The organism is Nannocystis pusilla (genome assembly GCF_026626665.1).
GTDB lineage: Bacteria > Myxococcota_A > Polyangia > Nannocystales > Nannocystaceae > Nannocystis > Nannocystis pusilla.
The window spans coordinates 1,215,823-1,232,849 of the sequence record NZ_JAPNKE010000002.1 but is presented as its reverse complement, the minus strand read 5'-3'; the positions used below and the strand labels follow the sequence as shown (position 1 = coordinate 1,232,849).

The following is a 17,027-nucleotide window of genomic DNA, read 5'->3' as shown; positions in this document are numbered from 1 at the left end:
CGCCCCGTGTACGCGCCGCCCGCGAGACCTGCGTGCCTCCGCGAATGCGACGTCGTGTTCGCGCCGCCCGCGAGCCCTTCGTCCCTCCGCGAGCGCAGTCACGAGGCCGTCCGTTCCAGACGTCCCGCATCGCCGAGCACCGCTCGCAACGCCCACGAGCCACCCGTATTCGCGCTCCCTCGACCTCGCCGGCCTCGCCGCCCTCCGTCGGCGACAAGCCCGGCCTCTCCGGCGCCGACCGCGAAGCCCTCGCCGCTCGCGCCTGCGCGCCGCGCTCCTGCGCCACCTGTGCAACGAGTCTCACCGCCGAGCCATCGCGCCGTCCTCCCCGCCGGCCCGGTCTCGCCCCAGTCATCAATATGTCCCGAAAGACATATCGTCATTCTCTGCCGACGTCCCCGCGCCGACGTCGACCCTCGCGCGAGGCACGAACCCCACCGGCCGCTCGCTCGCCGATCTGCCGCCCAGCGTGACGCCGACCACGCCGGCGCCCCCGCGCCCGGTCTTCACGCGTTTGCAGTCGTGCCCCTCAAAACGGCGCGGCGGCTCCAGCGTCGCCGCCGCCTCTTCGCCACTCTGGTCTCACGCGCCGACGGCGAGCTCGACCACTCCGAAACGCCGCATTCGTGGCGCACTGCACAAGTGCCATTCGCCGCCGCGCGGCGCCCGTGATCCGCCCCCACTCCGCATACGAGCCACGATCGCGTCGATGCACGGTACGCCCGCCGATACTCGGTCTTTCGTCGCTACGATCGCCGCTCGTTGCTTGATCAACCGCACAATCACGGGCCCGCGGCAACTTCAGGAGAACGGCGGTTTGACCGCCTTGCGCGCGCTTCTGCCGGCGTTCCGTCGCCCACACCGATTTAAAACTTTGGGACAGGCGATGATTAGCGCCCGCTGCGCGTCGCGTTCGGGCGGACACGCGCCACGGGCCGGCGGCGCCGCTTGAACGCGCTGCATCGGCCTCGCGACCTCGCGGTTGGGGCGTGCGTGCGGGTCGGTGCAAGACTGGTCGAGTCCCATGAGCGTCATCATTCCCGATACGGACGCGTCGGGGATCTCGGTGGACATCACGCAGTCGCTGCCTGGTGTCGCGATCTCGGTCCCTGCGACCCTGCCTCCGCGGCTCGGTCGGTTCACCATCCTCGAGCGCCTCGGCGGCGGCACGGCCGTCGTCTACGCCGCTTACGACGAGCTCCTCGATCGCAAGGTCGCGATCAAGGTCCTGCCCGACACCGGGTCGAAGGGCCAGATCCGGCTGCTGCGCGAGGCCCAGGCCATGGCCGGCGTGAGCCACCCCAATGTCATCACCGTGCTCGAGGCCGGCGTCGTCAAGGGCCAGGTCTACGTCGCCATGGAGCTGATCCGCGGCGCCGCGCTGCCGGCCTGGCTGGCCGCCGGGCCGCGGACCTGGCGCGAGATCCACGACGTCTTCACTCAAGCCGCGCGAGGCCTCGCCGCCGCCCACGAGGTCGGCCTCCTGCACCGCGACTTCAAGCCGGGCAACGTCATGATCGACGCCACCGGCCGCGCCTGCGTCCTCGACTTCGGGCTCGTGCGCGCCACCCCCGATCGCCCGGGCCTGCTCGACCTGTCCTCGGGCGCCAGTCAGAGCATGCGGATCCGCGTCGGCGACGACGGCGAAGACATCCTCGGCACGCCCGCCTATCTCGCGCCCGAGCGCTGGCGCGGCGGCGCGGCCGAGCCGGCCTCCGATCAGTTCAGCTTGCGTCGCCCTCTACGAGGCCCTGTTCGGCCTGCCGCCGTTCGCCGGCAACGACATCCTCGCGCTCTCGCACGCGATCACCAACGGCCACCTGCGGCCCCCGCCGCGCAACCACGGCGTGCCCGCGTGGCTCATCGCCGCGCTCATGCGCGGCCTCAAGACCGAGCCGCGCGACCGCTACCCGTCGATGGAGGCGCTGCTCGGCGCGCTCGTCCCGTCGCGCGGGCGGACCTGGCGGTTCGTCGGCGCCGCCCTGGCGCTCGCCCTCACCGCCGGCGCCGCTGGCCTCGCCTTCGTGCCCGAGGCCGCCGCCGAGTCCCCGTGCGCCGACGCCGACGCCGACATCGCCCGCGTCTGGGGCCCGGCTCAGCGCAACGCCGTCGCCACGGCCCTGCGCGACGCGGCGCCCAACTACGCCGCCGTGCTGTGGCCCAGGGTCGCCGACAAGCTCGATCGCTTCGCCGCCTCGTGGGCCGAGAACCACCGCGACACCTGCCTCGCCGAGCACCAGGGCCGCTACACCGAGGCCCTGCTCGATCGCCAGCGCCGCTGCCTCGATCGCCGGCGCGACGCCTTCGACGAGACCGTCAAGGCCCTCTCGATCGCCGACATGGACATGGCCCCGCGGGCGCTCGGCGCCGCCAGCGATCTCGTGCCGCCCTCCGCCTGCCACGAGCTCGCCTTCCTCAAGGCCGAGCCGCCCGCGCCCGACGACCCTGAGCTCGGCGAGCGCGTCGCCGACCTGCGCAATCACATGGCGCGGGTCGAGGCGCTGGCCAAGCTCGGGCGGATCCACGACGCCGTCGATCAGGCCGTCGACATCGAAGCCGCCGCCGAGCAGATCGGCTACGCCCCGCTGCGGGCCGAGGTCGCGCTGCTGCGCGGGCGGCTCTCGCTCAACACCTCCGAGGAGACCGGCCAGGAGCTCGAGTGGTTGACCCGGGCCATGCGCAGCGGCATCGAGTCGCGCGGCGACGCGATCGCGGCCGAGGCCGTGGCCTCGCGGATCGTCGCCGCCAGTCGCCGGCCCGAGATGGTCGCGCGCGCCCTCGCCGACGAGCCTCTCGCCCTCGCCCTCGCCTCTCGCGGCGCCGCTCCCGAGGCCCTGCGCGGCCTCGTCCTGCACAACCTCGGCGTCGCCAACCTCGCCCAGCGCAACTCGGCCGAGGCGCGGCGCTACTTCACCGAGGCCCTGAGCGTGCGCCAGGGCGCCCTGTCGGCCGGCCACCGCGACGTCGGCTACACCCTCCTCAACCTCGCCTCCGTCACCGAGCCGGGCGCCGCGCGCGACGACCTCCTCGCGCGCGCCCTCGAGATCTTCGACGCCGAGCTCGGCGTCGTTCACCCCGCCACCATCGAGGCGCGGATCACCGCCGCCCAGCTCGCCGAGCCGGGCGAGGCCTGGTCGATCCTCCAGGCCGGCTGCGTCGCCCTCGAGCGGTTCTTGCCCGACGACCTCGTGCGTCGCACGCGGTGCCTGTTCCACCTCGGCCGCGCCGCCACCGAGATCGGCGACGACGACGACGCCGCCTCGGTCTTCCGCGCCGCCGCCGAGCTGTCGGAGCTGTCCGGCACGCGCCTGTTCGGGCCCGAGGCGACCCTGCTCGCCGGCTATCGCGGCCTCGCCGGCTCGGTCGACGACGACACCGCCATCGAGCACCTCCAGGCCACCCTCGCGCGCATGCCGGACACCACCTGGTCGAGCGAGGAGATCGCCGAGCTGCGCCTCGTCCTCGGCCAGAACTTGCTCGTCCGCGGCCGGCCGCTCGAGGCCCGCGTCCCGCTGGCCGCCGCCGTCGCCGAGCTCACCGTCCTCGCCGCCGACGACCCGCACTGGGCCCCGCGCCTCGCTCGCGCCCACCGCACCCTCGCCGAGGCGTTGCTGAGCGCCACGCCGCCGTCGGTCGCCGCCGCCCGCCCGCACCTCGGCGCCGCGCTCGCGTTCTACCGCAGCGCCGGCGCCAGCTTCGCCCGCCGCTGGCCGCCAGCGAGCGCCTGCTGACTCGCGCCGGGCCCCGGACGCACATGCCCTCCCGGCCCTGACTCGAAGAACATGCTCATGAGGCGCGCCGGCCCCGGACGCCCCTGCCCTCCAGGCCATGACTCGAGGAACATGCTCATGAGCGCATGCTCTATCGAGCATGTTCTTGATGACATGTCCAATGAGACATGCCGCACCGTCCGCCGTCGGACCGGGCCTCATGCTGAGGACGAGCGGGCCCTGTGCCCATCGTCACCGCGGACCTCCCGGCCGGAACAAAGGTTCATATATTTACCTTTGTAGGCTGCTCGAAGTCCTTGCGGGACAAAAGTTACCCCTTATTTCACCGCCGCCCATGCTCCGCGGAGCTCGCCGCGAACCTTCCGAGCGCATCAAGATAGCGACAGCGATGGCCCGCACCCTCAAGAGCGGGCCATCCCCGGCGCGCGGCCTCACGCCGGGTCGCAGCCGAACGGGGGCAGCGTCGCCGCCGGCGTCTCGGCCCCGCCTGCGACGCGCTCGGACGTCACGCGCGAGCCGCAGGCCCACGTCAGCGTCGGGCTGAAGCAGCGCACGCAGGACACGTCGCGGACGACCGCGTCGACGCCGATGGCGACGTTGATGGCCCCCTCGCCGCCGGCGTTGCGCAGCTGCACGTGCTCGAACAGGTTGCCGCGGGCCTTCTCGTACAGGCGGATCGCGTCCCACGTGCCGCGGCGGTCGGTGGTCCCGAAGATCTGCACCGGGCGCTCGGCCGTGCCCTCGATGCGCAGCGAGCCGCCGCCGAACTCGCCGACCCCGAGCGAGAAGCCGTCGTGGACGCGCAGCTTGGCGCCGGCGCGGATCGTCAGCGTCGCCTGGTTGTCGACCGAGACCGGGCGCTTGACCTCGATGGGCACCCCGAAGTCGTTCCACACTGCGTCCTTGCCGACCTCGCCGCCCTCGACCTGGACCGTCGTCGCCGCGTCGAGCTTGTTCTCGGGCGGGATCATCCCGAACAGCTGCGGGCTCACGTCGAAGGCCGGGTGCGAGCGCTCGAACGTGTTGTCGCGGAACTCGCCGAGGCGGACGTTCGCGCCCTGGAGCGTCACGCCGCCGCCGTTGTCGCGGAACGTGCAGCCCTTCGCGCTGAGGCGCGCCTCGTTGTTGGCGTAGACCACCCCGCGGTCGGAGCGCTGGCCGCCGTACTCGAACACCACGTTGCTGAAGCTCGCGGTGGCCGAGCGGTAGAGGTTGACCCCGCGCCACGCGTGCGACGTCTGGCGCGTCGCCGACGTCAGCACGATCGGCTCCTTGCCCGCCGCCTCGGCGATGAGCGCCGCCGGGTGGTCGTAGCCGACCGTGAAGTACGCGTCGTCGTCGAACTTCAGGACTGTCCCCGGGGCCAGCTCGAGCATCGCCTCGTGCTTGTCGTCGGGGCCCTCGATCTCGATCACCCCGCCGATCACGAACGGCACCTTCGGCACGTCCCAGCGGGCGCGCTCGCGGAGCGTCCCGCCGAGCACGTGGATCACCGAGTCGGGCGGGAACGTGTTGTCGGGCGTCACCGACCCGGCCGAGCGGGCCGGCAGCAGCAGCGCCGGCGAGCTCACGCGCTCGAGCCGGTTGCCCTTGAAGCTGCTGACGTGGCCCTTCGACGTCACGTGGACCGCCACGTTCTGGCTGTCGCGCACCGTCGAGCCGTCGATCTTCACGTCGGTCGCCTGCACGTAGATCGCCCCGCGCAGGTCGGTGCCGGCGAACTCGAGCACGAGCCCGGCGATCTCCGAGCCGTCGGCGTGGTCGTACAGCGCGATCCCCTTCCACGCCCCGGGCTTGGCCTGCTCGCCCGCGGCCGTGAAGCGGACCGGCGACTCGGGCGTGCCGCGCACGTGCAGCGTCGCCGGGCGCTCGAAGCCGACCGCCAGCTCGGCGTCGGGCATGAACTGCAGGGTCACGCCCGCCTCGATCGTCAGCGACCCGTTCTCGACGCGGTAGCCCGGGTGGACCGTCACCGACTTGCAAGCCGAGCCGATCACGCGGTCGACCTGCTCCGGCTCGCGGAGCGCCTCGGGGCACTCGTGGACCTCCGGCCGGCGCGGCGCGGGCGCAGGCGCCTGCACGCGGTCGGGCATGTTCGGGTTCGCCTCGACCTTCTGCGCCTTCTGCTCGCCCGGTCCGCAAGCGAGCGCGACGGCCACGCACCCGAGCCCGACCCGGCGCAGGCCCGCGCTGCGACGTCGGCCACGCCGGCGCGCAGGCTCGGCGGCGGACGCAGCGGCGCGGGGACGCATCGGCCGAGCATGCCACGCACGTGCGCACGCACGCAAGGCGGACGAGCGCCCCCTCGGCGGTGCTAGACTTCGGCCGTGGCCTCCCGCAAGCCCGCGCCCGCCGTCACGGAGCCGACCATCCGTGTCCGCCGGATCCACCGCCGCGACCTCAACAAGGTGTGGGAGTTCCTCAAGCGCGTGTTCCGCTCGGTCAACCGCGAGACCGTCGAGTACCAGCGCCCCCGCACCAAGACCCGCTTCCTCGAGATCTACGAGGAGGAGGGCATCGAGCAGCTGCTGTTCGAGATCCACGAGGGCGACGCCCCGGTGATCGTCGGCTACGCCGAGTGCGCCTACGAGGTCATCGGCTCCGACAATTGGATCAACGAGCGCTACTTCGAGAGCCGGGACATGCGCCCGCTGTTCGTCGAGGAGATCGCCATCCACCCCGACTTCCAGGGCCGCGGGATCGGCAGCTTCGTCATCGAGCAGCTCGAGCACCTCGCCCGCGTGCGCGGCTGCACCCACCTCGTCCTCGAGGTCGCCGCCAACAACAAGCGCGCGCTCCAGTTCTACCGCGCCCGCAGCTTCTCCCAGATCGACGCCGCCATCTTCCTGGCCAAGAAGGTCGTCAGCGAGCCCGAGCTGCTGCCGCCCCGCACCCTCCGCAACAGCGGCCTCGAGGCGGCCCCGTCCGACCCGCCCGAGGCCGAAGCCGAGGCCGAGGCCGAGGAGGGCTCCGAGGACATGTCCGAAGCGACAGGTTCGGAAGCACCGGACCTCGAGGACATGCCCGAAGAGGCAGACGAGCCCGAGCCCGAGCCCCCTGCGCCCCCGGCCAAGCCCGCCCGCTCCCGCCGCTCGCGCCCCCGCAAGGCCTGACGCAGGCCCGGCCGTCGCGCCGTGTCGCCGATCGTCGTCGCCACGCGGACGAGCGTGCTCCCTGTGCGTCGCGTCTGCCGCTGTGTTAGCGTCCGCCGCGTGACCGAGCCGGTCCCAGCCCCGCACATCGAGGCCCGCGGCCTCGGCGTGCAGTTCGCGGGCGGCGTGCAGGCCCTGAGCGGCCTCGACCTCGTCGTCCGCCGCGGCGAGCTGCTCGCCCTCATCGGCCCCTCGGGCTGCGGCAAGTCGACCTTCCTGCGCGTCGCGGCCGGCCTCGCGCCCGCCAGCGCGGGCACCCTCACCGTCGCCGGCGAGGCCCCCGAGCGGGCCCGGCGCGCCGCGCGGTCGCCTTCGTGTTTCAGGACCCGACCCTGCTCCCGTGGCGCAGCCTGCACGCCAACGTCCGGCTCCCGCTCGAGCTCGCGCGCGCCCCGATCGCCGAGCAGAACACCGCCGCCGACGCCGCGCTCGCGCTCGTCGGCCTGTCGGAGTTCGCCGCCGCCCCCCCGACCGCGCTCTCGGGCGGCATGAAGATGCGCGCCTCACTGGCCCGCGCCCTCGTCACCCGGCCCGAGCTGCTCCTGCTCGACGAGCCGTTCGGCGCCCTCGACGAGCTCACGCGCGAGCGCCTCAACGACGAGCTGCTGCGCCTGTGGGAGCGCGACCGCTTCACCGCCCTGGCCGTCACCCACAGCGTCGCCGAGGCGGTCCTGCTCGGCGACCGCGTCGTCGTCCTCTCCGGCCGCCCCGGCCGCGTGGTCGCCGACATCCCGATCGCCCTGCCGCGCCCGCGCCGCGCCGCCCTGATCGGCAGCCCCGAGTTCGCGGCGATCGCCGCCGACGTCCGCGCCCGCCTGCGCGCCGCCGCCCCGGCTGACCCTTCGGACCTGCCCGTTCGGACCTGACCTCTCCGCCCTGACCTTTCGCACCTGTCTCTTCGCACAAGTCCCTAAGGACACCTGTCCCGGCCGCGCCGCTGCAGGTCGGGCCTCCCTCCTCCCCGCCTTCTCCAGCCTCGCCTCTCGCCTCCTCCTCTCTGCCCGCGTTCCCCGGCCCGCCCCTCGCCTCTCGCCTCCTCCTCAGCCTCCTCGCATGTCCCTCGCATCGGCCGCTCGAGCCGCGTTCCCGCCGCTCCTCGTCTTCCTCGCCCTCCTCGGCCTGTGGCAGCTCGCCTGCAGCGTCCTGGCGCTGCCGGCTTACCTCGTGCCGACCCCGGCCGAGGTCGCGCGCGAGGCCGCGGCGAACGTCGGCCAGCTCGCCCAGGCCGCGCTGCTGACCGCTGTCGGCGCGCTCGGCGGCCTCGGGGCCAGCCTCGTCGTCGGCGGCCTCGTGGCCGTCCTGTTCTCGCAGTCGCGGACGGCGGCGCGCAGCCTCTACCCGTACGCGATCTTCCTGCAGACCGTCCCGATCGTCGCCGTCGCCCCGCTGATCGTCGTGTGGTTCGGCACCGGCCTGCAGAGCGTCGTCCTCACCGCCGCGATCCTCAGCGTCTTCCCGATCATCACCAACGGCACCACCGGCCTCGTCCGCGTCGACCCCCAGCTGCTCGAGCTGTTCGCCATGAGCGACGCCTCGCGCCTGCAGCTGCTGCTCAAGCTGCGCCTGCCCGGCTCGCTGCCTTACTTCGTCGCGGGCGCCAAGATCAGCGGCGGCCTCGCGGTCATCGGCGCCATCGTCGGCGAGTTCTTCGCCGGCTTCGGCGCCGACGAGCTCGGCCTCGGCGCCCTGATCCTCCAGACCTCCGGCCGCCTGCAGACCGCCTACCTGTTCGCCGCGATCTTCACCGCCACCTTGCTCGGCCTGCTGCTCTTCGGCCTCGTCGCCCTGCTCGGCGAGCTCGCCCTCCGTCGCTGGCGCGGCCGCGAGCTCGCCGTCCACTGACCTCTCGCGCATGTCCCATCCGACATGCCCCATCCTTCATGCCCTCGAGGACATGCTCGTACGAGCATGCCCTCTCAGCCCCGCCGCGGCACCACCGGCCCGACCGCCCGCACGCGCAGCGCGGTGAGCGGCGCCCCGCTGACGCGGTCGACCAGCACCGGCTCGATCGGCAGCCCCGTGGCGGCGTCCTCGAGCACCGTCGGCGGCGGATCGTCGCGGGCGAACTCGTCGCCCCACTGCATCAGCGTCACGATCACCGGCCGCAGCCCGCGGCCCTTCGCCGTCGGCACGTACGCCTCGCGCGGCGGGTGCTCCTGGTAGGACCGGCGCTCGAGAATTCCCGCGCTGACCAGGTGCTCCAGGCGGGCCGTCAGCGTGGCCCGCGGGATCTGCAGCCGCGCCTGGAACGCCTCGAAGCGCGTCACCCCGAGCAGCGCGTCGCGCACGAGCAGCAGCGTCCACGGGTCGCCGACGACATCGAGCGCCCGCGCGATCGAGCACTGCATCCGGTCGAGTCGCTTGCGCCGCACGAGGCCCCTTGTATCACGCCCGGGCCGGACCTGTCCGAAGGGGCAGCGAGCACAGCGCCGTCGCCAGCCCGCCGGCGATCATCACCCACCACACCCGGTCGAACCGCGCCAGCGCGTCGGCCGGCCCGCTCGCCCCGGCGGTCAGCCCGATCGCCAGCGCCACCCCGAGCGTCCCCGCGAACTGGCGCAGCGCCTGGTGGACCGCCCCGCCGACCCCGAGGCGATTGGCCGGCAGCGCCTGGCCGACCACGCTCGACAGCTGCGGCAGGCACAGCGCCACCCCCGTCCCCGTCAGCAGCATCGACGGCAAGTAGTCGACCGCGTAGTCGACCTCGGCCGACAGCATCCGCAGGCGCCACAGCCCCCCGAGCGCGAACGACAGCCCACCGGCGATCAAGAGCGGCCGTTGGCCGATCCGCGCCGCCAGCCGCCCGAACCGTGGCGACAGCGCTGCCACCAGCAGCGGCCCGGGCGCGACGCCGAAGCCCGCCGCGAGGATCGACCAGTCCCACACCGCGGTGAGAAACAGGACGCTGGCCAGGAACATCGCGGTGAACGCAGCGCCGAACGTCAGCGTCGCCGCGTTGGCCCAGCGGAAGTTGCTCGCCGCGAACAGCGACAGATCGATCGTCGGCGCCCGCGTGCGCGCCTGATGGATCACGAACGCCGCCAGCGTCGCCAGGCCGGCCACCAGAGTCGCCGCGGTCCGCTGCGACGTCCAGCCCCACGACTCGCCGAGCACCAGCGCCAGAGTGATCAGCACCGCCGCGATCACCAGTAGCACCACCCCGAGCGGCGCCGGCAGCACGCTGTCGGGGTCGCGCGACTCGGCCAGTCGCCGACGCCCGAGCAGCACGGTCACCAGCCCGACCGGCAGGTTGATGGCGAACACCCAGCGCCAGCCACACGCCTCGATCAGCGCCGCGCCGAGCGTCGGCCCGACCGCCCCCGCCACCGCCCCCGTCGCGCCCCACACCGCCAGCGCCACCGGCAGCTTCTCGCGCGGCGTCGCCCGCATCACCAGCGCCAGCGACGAGGGCACCAGCGCCGCGCCGCCGGCCGCCTGCAGCACGCGCGCGGCCACCAGCAGCCCCGGGGTCGGCGCCGCCGCGCACAGCAGCGACGCCAGAGTGAACGCGATCGACCCGGCCAGGAACGTCGCCCGGTGTCCCCAGCGATCGGCGAGCCGCCCGAACGGCACCAGCGCGGCCGCGAACACGATCGTGTACGCGTTCAGCACCCACGACAGCTCGGCCGTCGGCACCGCCGGGAAGGTCGCCGCGATCGACGGGAACGCCACGAACAGCACCGTCGTGTCGAGGAACACCGCGAACACGGCCAGGCTGGCCACGACCAACGGGGACAGGCGCATCTCCATGCGTTCAATCATTGAACCAATGATCCTCGAATCGCAAGCCATCGCCGCGCGAATCCGCCCTGGTCGACTCTACCGAACTCACGCGCCATCCCCTTGCCGATTCCATATGACGTCCATAATCTAAAAACCACCTCAGGAGCACACGATGCGGTACAGGACATTCGGTCGTCGCACAGGCCTACGCGTCTCCGAGCTCGCCCTCGGCACCGGCAACTTCGGCACTGGTTGGGGCCACGGCAGCGAGCCCGCCGAGGCGCGGCGGATCTTCGACGCTTACGCCGAGGCGGGCGGCAATTTCATCGACACCGCCGACACCTACCAGGTCGGCCAGTCGGAGCAGCTCCTCGGCGAGTTCCTCGCGGCCGAGCGCGACCGCTTCGTGGTCGCCACCAAGTACACCCTCGGCGTCGGGGGCGGCCTGCATGCCACCGGCAACAGCCGCAAGACCATGATCGCCGCGCTCGAGGCCAGCCTGCGCCGGCTCAGGACCGACCGCATCGAGCTGTATTGGGTCCACTTCCCCGACGGCCTGACCCCGATCGAGGAGATCGTGCGCGGCCTCGACGACCTCGCGCGGGCCGGCAAGATCCTCCACGGCGGCCTGTCGAACTTCCCCGCCTGGCGGGTCGCGCGAGGCGACGCGATCGCCGAGCTGCGCGGCTGGACCCCGCTCGCGGGCCTGCAGATCGAGCACAGCTTGGTCGAGCGCACCGGCGAGCGCGAGCTGCTGCCGATGGCCGAGGCGCTGGGGCTCGGCGCGGCCCTGTGGTCGCCGCTCGGCGGCGGCTTCCTCACCGGCAAGTACCGCACGAGCGACGAGGGCCGCCTCACCGGCCTCGGCATGCTCGTCCACACCGAGAAGACCGCGCGCGAGACCGCCATCCTCGACGCCGTGGTCGCAGTCGCCGCCGAGGCCGGCGTCGCCCCGGTCCAGGTCGCCCTCGCCTGGTCGCTGGCCCACGCCGCTCGCTCCACGACCGCGCGGATCCCCATCCTCGGCCCGCGCACCCGCCAACACCTCGACGCCGCCCTCGCCGCGCTCACCCTCGAGCTCGCACCGGCCCAGCTCGCCCGCCTCGACGCGGCCAGCACGATCGCCCTCGGCACCCCGCACCAGCAGATCGAGACCAACCGCCCACGGATCGCCGGCGGCCAGCCTGACAGCATCATCCCGCCGCCGATCCCCGTCGCCTGAACCATCTCACCGGCGGGCGAAGCCCACGCGCCGCGCTCTGGTCAGGTCGCGCTCACCGGAGCGAAGCGCACCGCGTTTCGCGGAGCTCCCCCGCGCGAGCCTGCGAGCCTCCGCCCCCGCGCGAGCCTGCGAGCCTCCGCCCCCGCGCGAGCCTGCGAGCCTCCGCCCCGCCGCGAGCCTGCGAGCCTCCGCCCCGCCGCGAGCCTGCGAGCCTCCGCCCCGCCGCGAGCCTGCGAGCCTCCGCCCCGCGCTGCCCGCCGCCGGCCGCCACCCGCCACATGTCCCCGAGGACATGCTCTTTCATCATGTCCTCCGCACCATACCCGATGGATCCGCTCCGCGACGCGGTCGAGGCCGCTGGTGCGTCCGTGGCGCTCGGGTGTACGCTTCCGGCATGCGCGCTCCGCCCCGACCGGTCCCGCCGCGCCCGCGGTTCGGCGCCCTCGTCCGCCTGCTCGTCGCCTGTCTCGGCTTGGTGCTCGTCACCTGCGGCCGCCAGCAGGACTCGCAGGTGCGGATCGCCCTCAACTGGTTCCCCGAGGTCGAGCACGGCGGCTACTTCGCCGCCCTCGTCCACGGCTGCTACAAGGAAGAGGGCCTCGACGTCGAGCTCGTCCCGGGCGGCCTGACGCGCCCGTCCTGCCGCAGGTGGCCGCAGGACGGGTCGATTTCGGCGTCGCCGACGCCAGCGAGATCCTGCTCGCGCGGGCCCAGGGCGCCCCGGTGGTCGCGCTCGTCCCCGGCCTGCAGAAGAGCCCGCGCTGCATGATGGTCCACGAGGCCTCGGGCATCACCGACCTCAAGGACCTCCAGGCGGGCAGCGTGCAGCTGAGCGTGCGCGAGCCGTTCGCCAGCTTCCTGCGCGCCGAGTACCGCTGGCCCGAGGCGGTCCAGGTCGTCCCTTACAGCGGCAGCGTCGCCCCGTTCCTGCTCGACCCCAAGGCCGTCCAGCAGGCCTACGTCTTCAGCGAGCCGATCATCGCCGAGTCGCAGGGCGCCAAGGTCCGCTGCATCCTCGTCGCCGACCTCGGCTTCAACCCCTACGCCAGCGTCCTCGTCACCTCCGAGTCGCTGCTGGCGAGCCGCCCCGAGCTGGTCGCCCGCGTCGTCGCCGCGACGCTGCGCGGGTGGGAGCAGTACCTGCGCGACCCGAGCGCCGCCAACGCCGAGATCCGCGCCCGCAACACCGAGCTCAGCCCCGAGATCCTGGCCAAGGGCGCCACCGCCCTCAAGCCGCTGGCGGCCCCCGAGGGCGGCACGATCGGCGCGATCGACCCCGCCCGCTGGAAGACGCTCGCCGATCAGCTCGTCGACCTCGGCCTCCTGAAGCCCGGCGCGGTCGACCCCGCCGCCGCCTACAACCTCGAGATCGGCCGCAAGCCGGCGAAGTAGATATCGGTCCTTTCGGACATGCTCCCTCCGACATGTCCTTCCAGACAATTATAAAAGGACATGTCTGATAGGACAGCGCGCCGCAGCGCCTGCCATGCCCTCGCCATCGGGCTGTCCTGAAGACCCGATCATCCCGGCCTTCGATCCCCGGCGAGCATGTCCAAGCGGCCGTGCATCGCAGGGTCCGGCCGGTCTCGCCCCCGGCCGCGCCCGCGCGACCCGTCGCCCTGCCCCGCCCGCATGCCGGTCCACGCGGTCGCACGCCAGCCGACAGTTGACGCCCCCCGCCTGCCCGGACACGATCACCGGGGCCAGGACTCTCGCTTGCTCGCCCTCGCCGCGCTGGTGTTCGCTCGCCTCTCGTCCGCCGCGCCGTCGGTCGCCGCGCCGCCCGTCGACCTGACCTGGCAGGCTCCGGGCGAGTGCCCCGACGGCGACGCCGTCCTGCACATGGTCGCCGGCCTGCTGCGGCAGCCGACCGGCGACGACGCGGCAGGACGCGCCGTCGCCCGCGGCCTCGTCTCGCGCGCCGGCGCGACCTGGGAGCTGCGGCTCGCGCTGCGCGGGCGAGGCAGCGACTACCGCCGCACCGTCCGCGCCGAGAGCTGCCAGCTCGCACGCGCCGCCGCCCTCCTGATCGCCATCCACCTCGACCCCCTGGCCGTCACCCGCGGTCTGCCCGCGGCCGCCGTCGTCCCGCCCGCGCCTCCGGCCCGGCCGCCCGATCTGTCCTCCGGGACAGCCACGTCCCCGCCGCCGGGCCCCTCCGACCTGTCCCCACGGACATCCACGCCCTCCCTGCCCGGTACGGCTCCGCCCGCCGACCTGTCCCCACGAACATCCACGCCCTCCCCCCGCCGGGCCTTCCCCACGGACATCCTCGACCTCCGCGTCCGGCACGGCCCCCGACCTGTCCCCACGGACATCCTCGACCTCCGCGTCCGGCCCGGCCCCCGACCTGTCCCCACGGACATCCTCGACCTCCGCGTCCGCCGACCTGTCCTCGCAGACATCCCCTGCGTCGCCACCCGACCCCTCCGCGAGGCCGGTCCCACCGCTCCTCCCGCCTGACCCCCTCGCGTCCGACCCGTCCCGCGCCCCCTCGCTCCCGTCCCCTCCCGACCTGTCCTTTCGACCAGCCCATCCCCCCGGTCGGCTCGCCTCGCCCGCGCCCCCGCGACCGCCCGCCGGGCCGTCGCGCCCGCTCGCACCCGAGGACATGTCCGAAGAGACAGCCGAATTCTCCGCCGCGCGAACGCCCCGGCCGGTCGCACCGCCGCGCGTGCTCGGCCACCTCCGCCTCGAGGGCGGCCTCGACGTCGGCGTCCTGCCCGGCGTCGGGGGCCTCGTCGGCGTGTTCGGCGGCGTCACTTTGCCCCGCCTGCGCGTCGAGGCCGGCCTCGTCGGCGCGCCCGGCCGGATCCTCCCAGGCGACAGCGAGCGCCCCGGCGGCCGCTTCGACCGCCTCGGCGGGGTCGTGCGGCTCTGTCCGACCCTGCACCCGCGCCCGGCGCTCGCCGTCCTCCTGTGCGCCGGCCTCGAGGTCGGTGCGCTCCACGGCGTCGCCCGCGACGTCACCGTCCCGAACCCGCGATGGGCCCCGTGGGCCAGCTTCTTCCTCGGCCCCGCGCTGCGCTGGCGGGTCGCCGGCCCGCTCGGCCTGTGGCTGGCCGTCGAGGGCCTCGTGGCCGTCAACCGCCCGATCTTCACCGTCGGCGACGAAGAGGTGTACCGCGGCGGCCGCGCGGGCCTGCGCGCCACTTTCGGCCTCGACCTGCATTCGGGCCACGGAATCGCTGACCCGCGGAGACAGACCCGATCGTGCCGCTCCCCCAGGAAGCCCTCCCCGACTTCGCCGCCGTCTACCGCGCGAACTACGGCTTCGTCTGGCGCACCGTCCGGCACCTCGGCGTCGAGCCGGCGCGGGTCGACGACGCCGTCCAGGACACCTTCCTGGTCGTCTACCGCCGCCTGCCCGAGTTCGCCGGTCGCGCCGCGCTGCGCACCTGGTTGTTCGAGATCGCGCGGCGCGTCGCCAGCCGTTACCGGCGCAGCGCCGCGCGCGAGGAGCCGCGCCGCTGCGCCCTGAGCGAGGCCGACGTCCTCGCCCCCGCGGCCCGGGCCCCCGTCGAGCAGGCCGAGGCCGCCGCGATCCTCCAGGGCTTCCTCGACGGCCTCGACCGCGACCAGGCCGTCGTCTTCGTCATGACCGAGCTCGAGCAGTGGCAGGCCCCCGAGATCGCCGCCGAGCTCGGCGTCAACCTCAACACCGTCTACTCGCGCCTGCGCGCCGCTCGCCGCGAGCTCGACCGCATGGTCCGCCGCCTCGACGCCCGCGATCGCCGGGTCCGGCCGCGCCAGGGCGCCCACGTGCTCGCCGCGCTGGTCGTGGTCGGTCCGCCCGGGCCGCCGCCGTGGCGCCTGGCCGCCGCGCGCGATCCGGCTGTCGTCTCGGACATGCTCGCAAAGACATGGTCGATGAGTCATGTCACGACCCCGGCCGCGCTCGCCGGCGGCAGCCCGGTCGTCGGCCTCTCGGTCGCCGGCGCCGGGCTCTTCGCGGTGCTGGCGTTCGGCCACCCTTCACCGCCCGAGCCGCCACCGTCGGTCGTCGCCCCGGCCCACGAGGCCGCGCCCGTGCAGTCGCCATCGCAACCGCAATCGGTCGCGCTCGCAGCCGCCACCCCGATCCCGCCCGACTCCGCCCCGGCCGCTCCCCCCGCGCCCGCGCGACGCTCGATCCCTCGCGCCGAAGAACCCTCGCTGGCCGCCGAGCTCACCCTCGTCGAGTCGATCCGCGCCGCCCTGCTCGCCGCCGACGACCGCACCACCCTCGAGCTGGTCGCCCGCCACCAGCGGCGCTTCCCCGCCGGCGTGTTCGCCCAGGAGACCGCCGCCGCCGCGATCGAGGCCCGCTGCCGCCTCGGCGAACACGACCGCGCCCGCCGCGAAGCCGCCGCGTTCCTGGCCCGCTGGCCCGCCTCCGCCCTGGCCGCGCGGGTGTCCGCGCTGTGCCGCTCCTGAGCGCGTCGCTCGGTGCCCCCGGTCTCGGCAGACCTGTCCTTTACGACCTGTCCGTTCACTCTCCCGCGGCATCTGCCTCATCGCTCGACCACCCGCGCCGCGCCCCCCTCCGTACATGGGCATCTGCCTCGGCCCGCAACATCGCTCGACCACCCGCGCCGCGCCCCTCCGTACATGTCCCTTCGGACAGAGTCTCTGCTGCCGCGCCGAACTCTCGCCGCTCGGGAGGACCGCCGCGCCGAGCGACGAAGCGCGACGTCCAGCGTCGCCGAGGCCGGGACGCTGGCCACCTCGCCCCGGCGAGCCCGCCGTGACGCGAGCGGCCACCTCGATCACCGCCGCAGCGAAGGCGCGAAGATCGGCGAACGGAACCCCGAGCCCCGAGGCACTCACTCGCTGAAAGGCCACCATGCGTATCCCTCCGCTATCGACCCTCCCGATCCTCCTCTCTCCTCCCCGCGTGTGACCTCGATATCAAGCACTGCATCGGCGACTGCGAGCACGCCTCCGGCGGCGGCTCCGGCAACACCTCCGAGGGACCCGGCGACACCACCGACGGACCGGCCACCGACTCGGGCGCACCCACCACCGACACCGGCATCGATCCCACCGACACCGGCGGCGAGCTCGGCACCTGCGAGCTCGTCGACAGCTTCGCCGCCGAGGCCACCTGCTTCGACGGTCAGTTCGTGGCGGGCGAGCTGTGCATCCTCGGCACCCTCGGCTTCGGCTCGCAGCCGGTCACCTCGAGCCTCGTCCTCCCGCTCGACGATCTCCACGGCG

The 17,027-nt window shown here is 73.9% G+C and carries 11 protein-coding genes and 2 pseudogenes; 9 read left to right on the top strand and 4 right to left on the bottom strand.

The annotated features are described in order from the left end of the window. Positions 1-1,024 precede the first annotated feature (1,024 nt). Both OV079_RS57320 and OV079_RS05515 read left to right on the top strand, forming a co-directional pair. Positions 1,025-1,720: pseudogene (locus OV079_RS57320) on the top strand (serine/threonine-protein kinase); the annotation flags it as partial. 127 nt (positions 1,721-1,847) lie between these two features. Continuing rightward, positions 1,848-3,731 (top strand): hypothetical protein, encoded by a 1,884-nt coding sequence (locus tag OV079_RS05515; protein WP_267766655.1) that lies wholly within the window; start codon positions 1,848-1,850, stop codon positions 3,729-3,731. 431 nt (positions 3,732-4,162) lie between these two features. Here the strand turns inward: OV079_RS05515 and OV079_RS05510 are convergent, their stop codons facing one another. Beyond that, the gene (locus OV079_RS05510; RefSeq protein WP_267766654.1) at positions 4,163-5,890 is read right to left on the bottom strand and encodes a hypothetical protein; all 1,728 of its coding nucleotides are present in this window, start codon (positions 5,888-5,890) and stop codon (positions 4,163-4,165) included. 168 nt (positions 5,891-6,058) lie between these two features. Between OV079_RS05510 and OV079_RS05505 the strand changes: the two genes are divergently transcribed. The 3 genes and pseudogenes from OV079_RS05505 to OV079_RS05490 all read left to right on the top strand — a co-directional run bounded on the left by OV079_RS05505 (position 6,059) and on the right by OV079_RS05490 (position 8,725). Next, positions 6,059-6,844 carry a GNAT family N-acetyltransferase gene (locus OV079_RS05505; RefSeq protein WP_267766653.1) on the top strand — a complete coding sequence of 262 codons (786 nt, stop codon included), beginning with the start codon at positions 6,059-6,061 and terminating at the stop codon, positions 6,842-6,844. A 21-nt stretch (positions 6,845-6,865) separates the two neighbouring features. Beyond that, positions 6,866-7,749: pseudogene (locus OV079_RS05495) on the top strand (ABC transporter ATP-binding protein). Between the two features lie 187 nt (positions 7,750-7,936). Further along, positions 7,937-8,725, top strand: coding sequence for an ABC transporter permease (locus OV079_RS05490; RefSeq protein WP_267766650.1), 789 nt, complete (start codon positions 7,937-7,939; stop codon positions 8,723-8,725). A 74-nt stretch (positions 8,726-8,799) separates the two neighbouring features. On the opposite strand, the gene OV079_RS05485 is transcribed toward OV079_RS05490, so the two are convergent. Then, the gene (locus tag OV079_RS05485; protein WP_267766649.1) at positions 8,800-9,255 is read right to left on the bottom strand and encodes a winged helix-turn-helix transcriptional regulator; all 456 of its coding nucleotides are present in this window, start codon (positions 9,253-9,255) and stop codon (positions 8,800-8,802) included. A gap of 13 nt (positions 9,256-9,268) precedes the next feature. Continuing rightward, positions 9,269-10,645 (bottom strand): DHA2 family efflux MFS transporter permease subunit, encoded by a 1,377-nt coding sequence (locus tag OV079_RS05480; protein ID WP_267766648.1) that lies wholly within the window; start codon positions 10,643-10,645, stop codon positions 9,269-9,271. A 133-nt stretch (positions 10,646-10,778) separates the two neighbouring features. On the opposite strand from OV079_RS05480, the gene OV079_RS05475 reads away from it, so the two are divergent. From OV079_RS05475 to OV079_RS05460, 4 genes are all read left to right on the top strand, one after another. Next, positions 10,779-11,828: an aldo/keto reductase gene (locus tag OV079_RS05475; protein ID WP_267766647.1), complete on the top strand. Its 1,050-nt coding sequence runs from the start codon at positions 10,779-10,781 to the stop codon at positions 11,826-11,828. 648 nt (positions 11,829-12,476) lie between these two features. Further along, positions 12,477-13,220, top strand: a complete 744-nt coding sequence (locus OV079_RS05470; RefSeq protein WP_267766646.1) for an ABC transporter substrate-binding protein — start codon at positions 12,477-12,479, stop codon at positions 13,218-13,220. 324 nt (positions 13,221-13,544) lie between these two features. After that, a complete protein-coding gene (locus tag OV079_RS05465) occupies positions 13,545-14,291 on the top strand; it encodes a hypothetical protein (RefSeq protein WP_267766645.1) in 747 nt (248 codons plus the stop codon). 750 nt (positions 14,292-15,041) lie between these two features. Next, positions 15,042-16,244 (top strand): sigma-70 family RNA polymerase sigma factor, encoded by a 1,203-nt coding sequence (locus tag OV079_RS05460; RefSeq protein WP_267766644.1) that lies wholly within the window; start codon positions 15,042-15,044, stop codon positions 16,242-16,244. A 389-nt stretch (positions 16,245-16,633) separates the two neighbouring features. Here OV079_RS05460 and OV079_RS05455 read toward each other — a convergent pair whose 3' ends face one another. Continuing rightward, a complete protein-coding gene (locus OV079_RS05455; protein ID WP_267766643.1) occupies positions 16,634-17,023 on the bottom strand; it encodes a hypothetical protein in 390 nt (129 codons plus the stop codon). Positions 17,024-17,027: the final 4 nt, after the last annotated feature.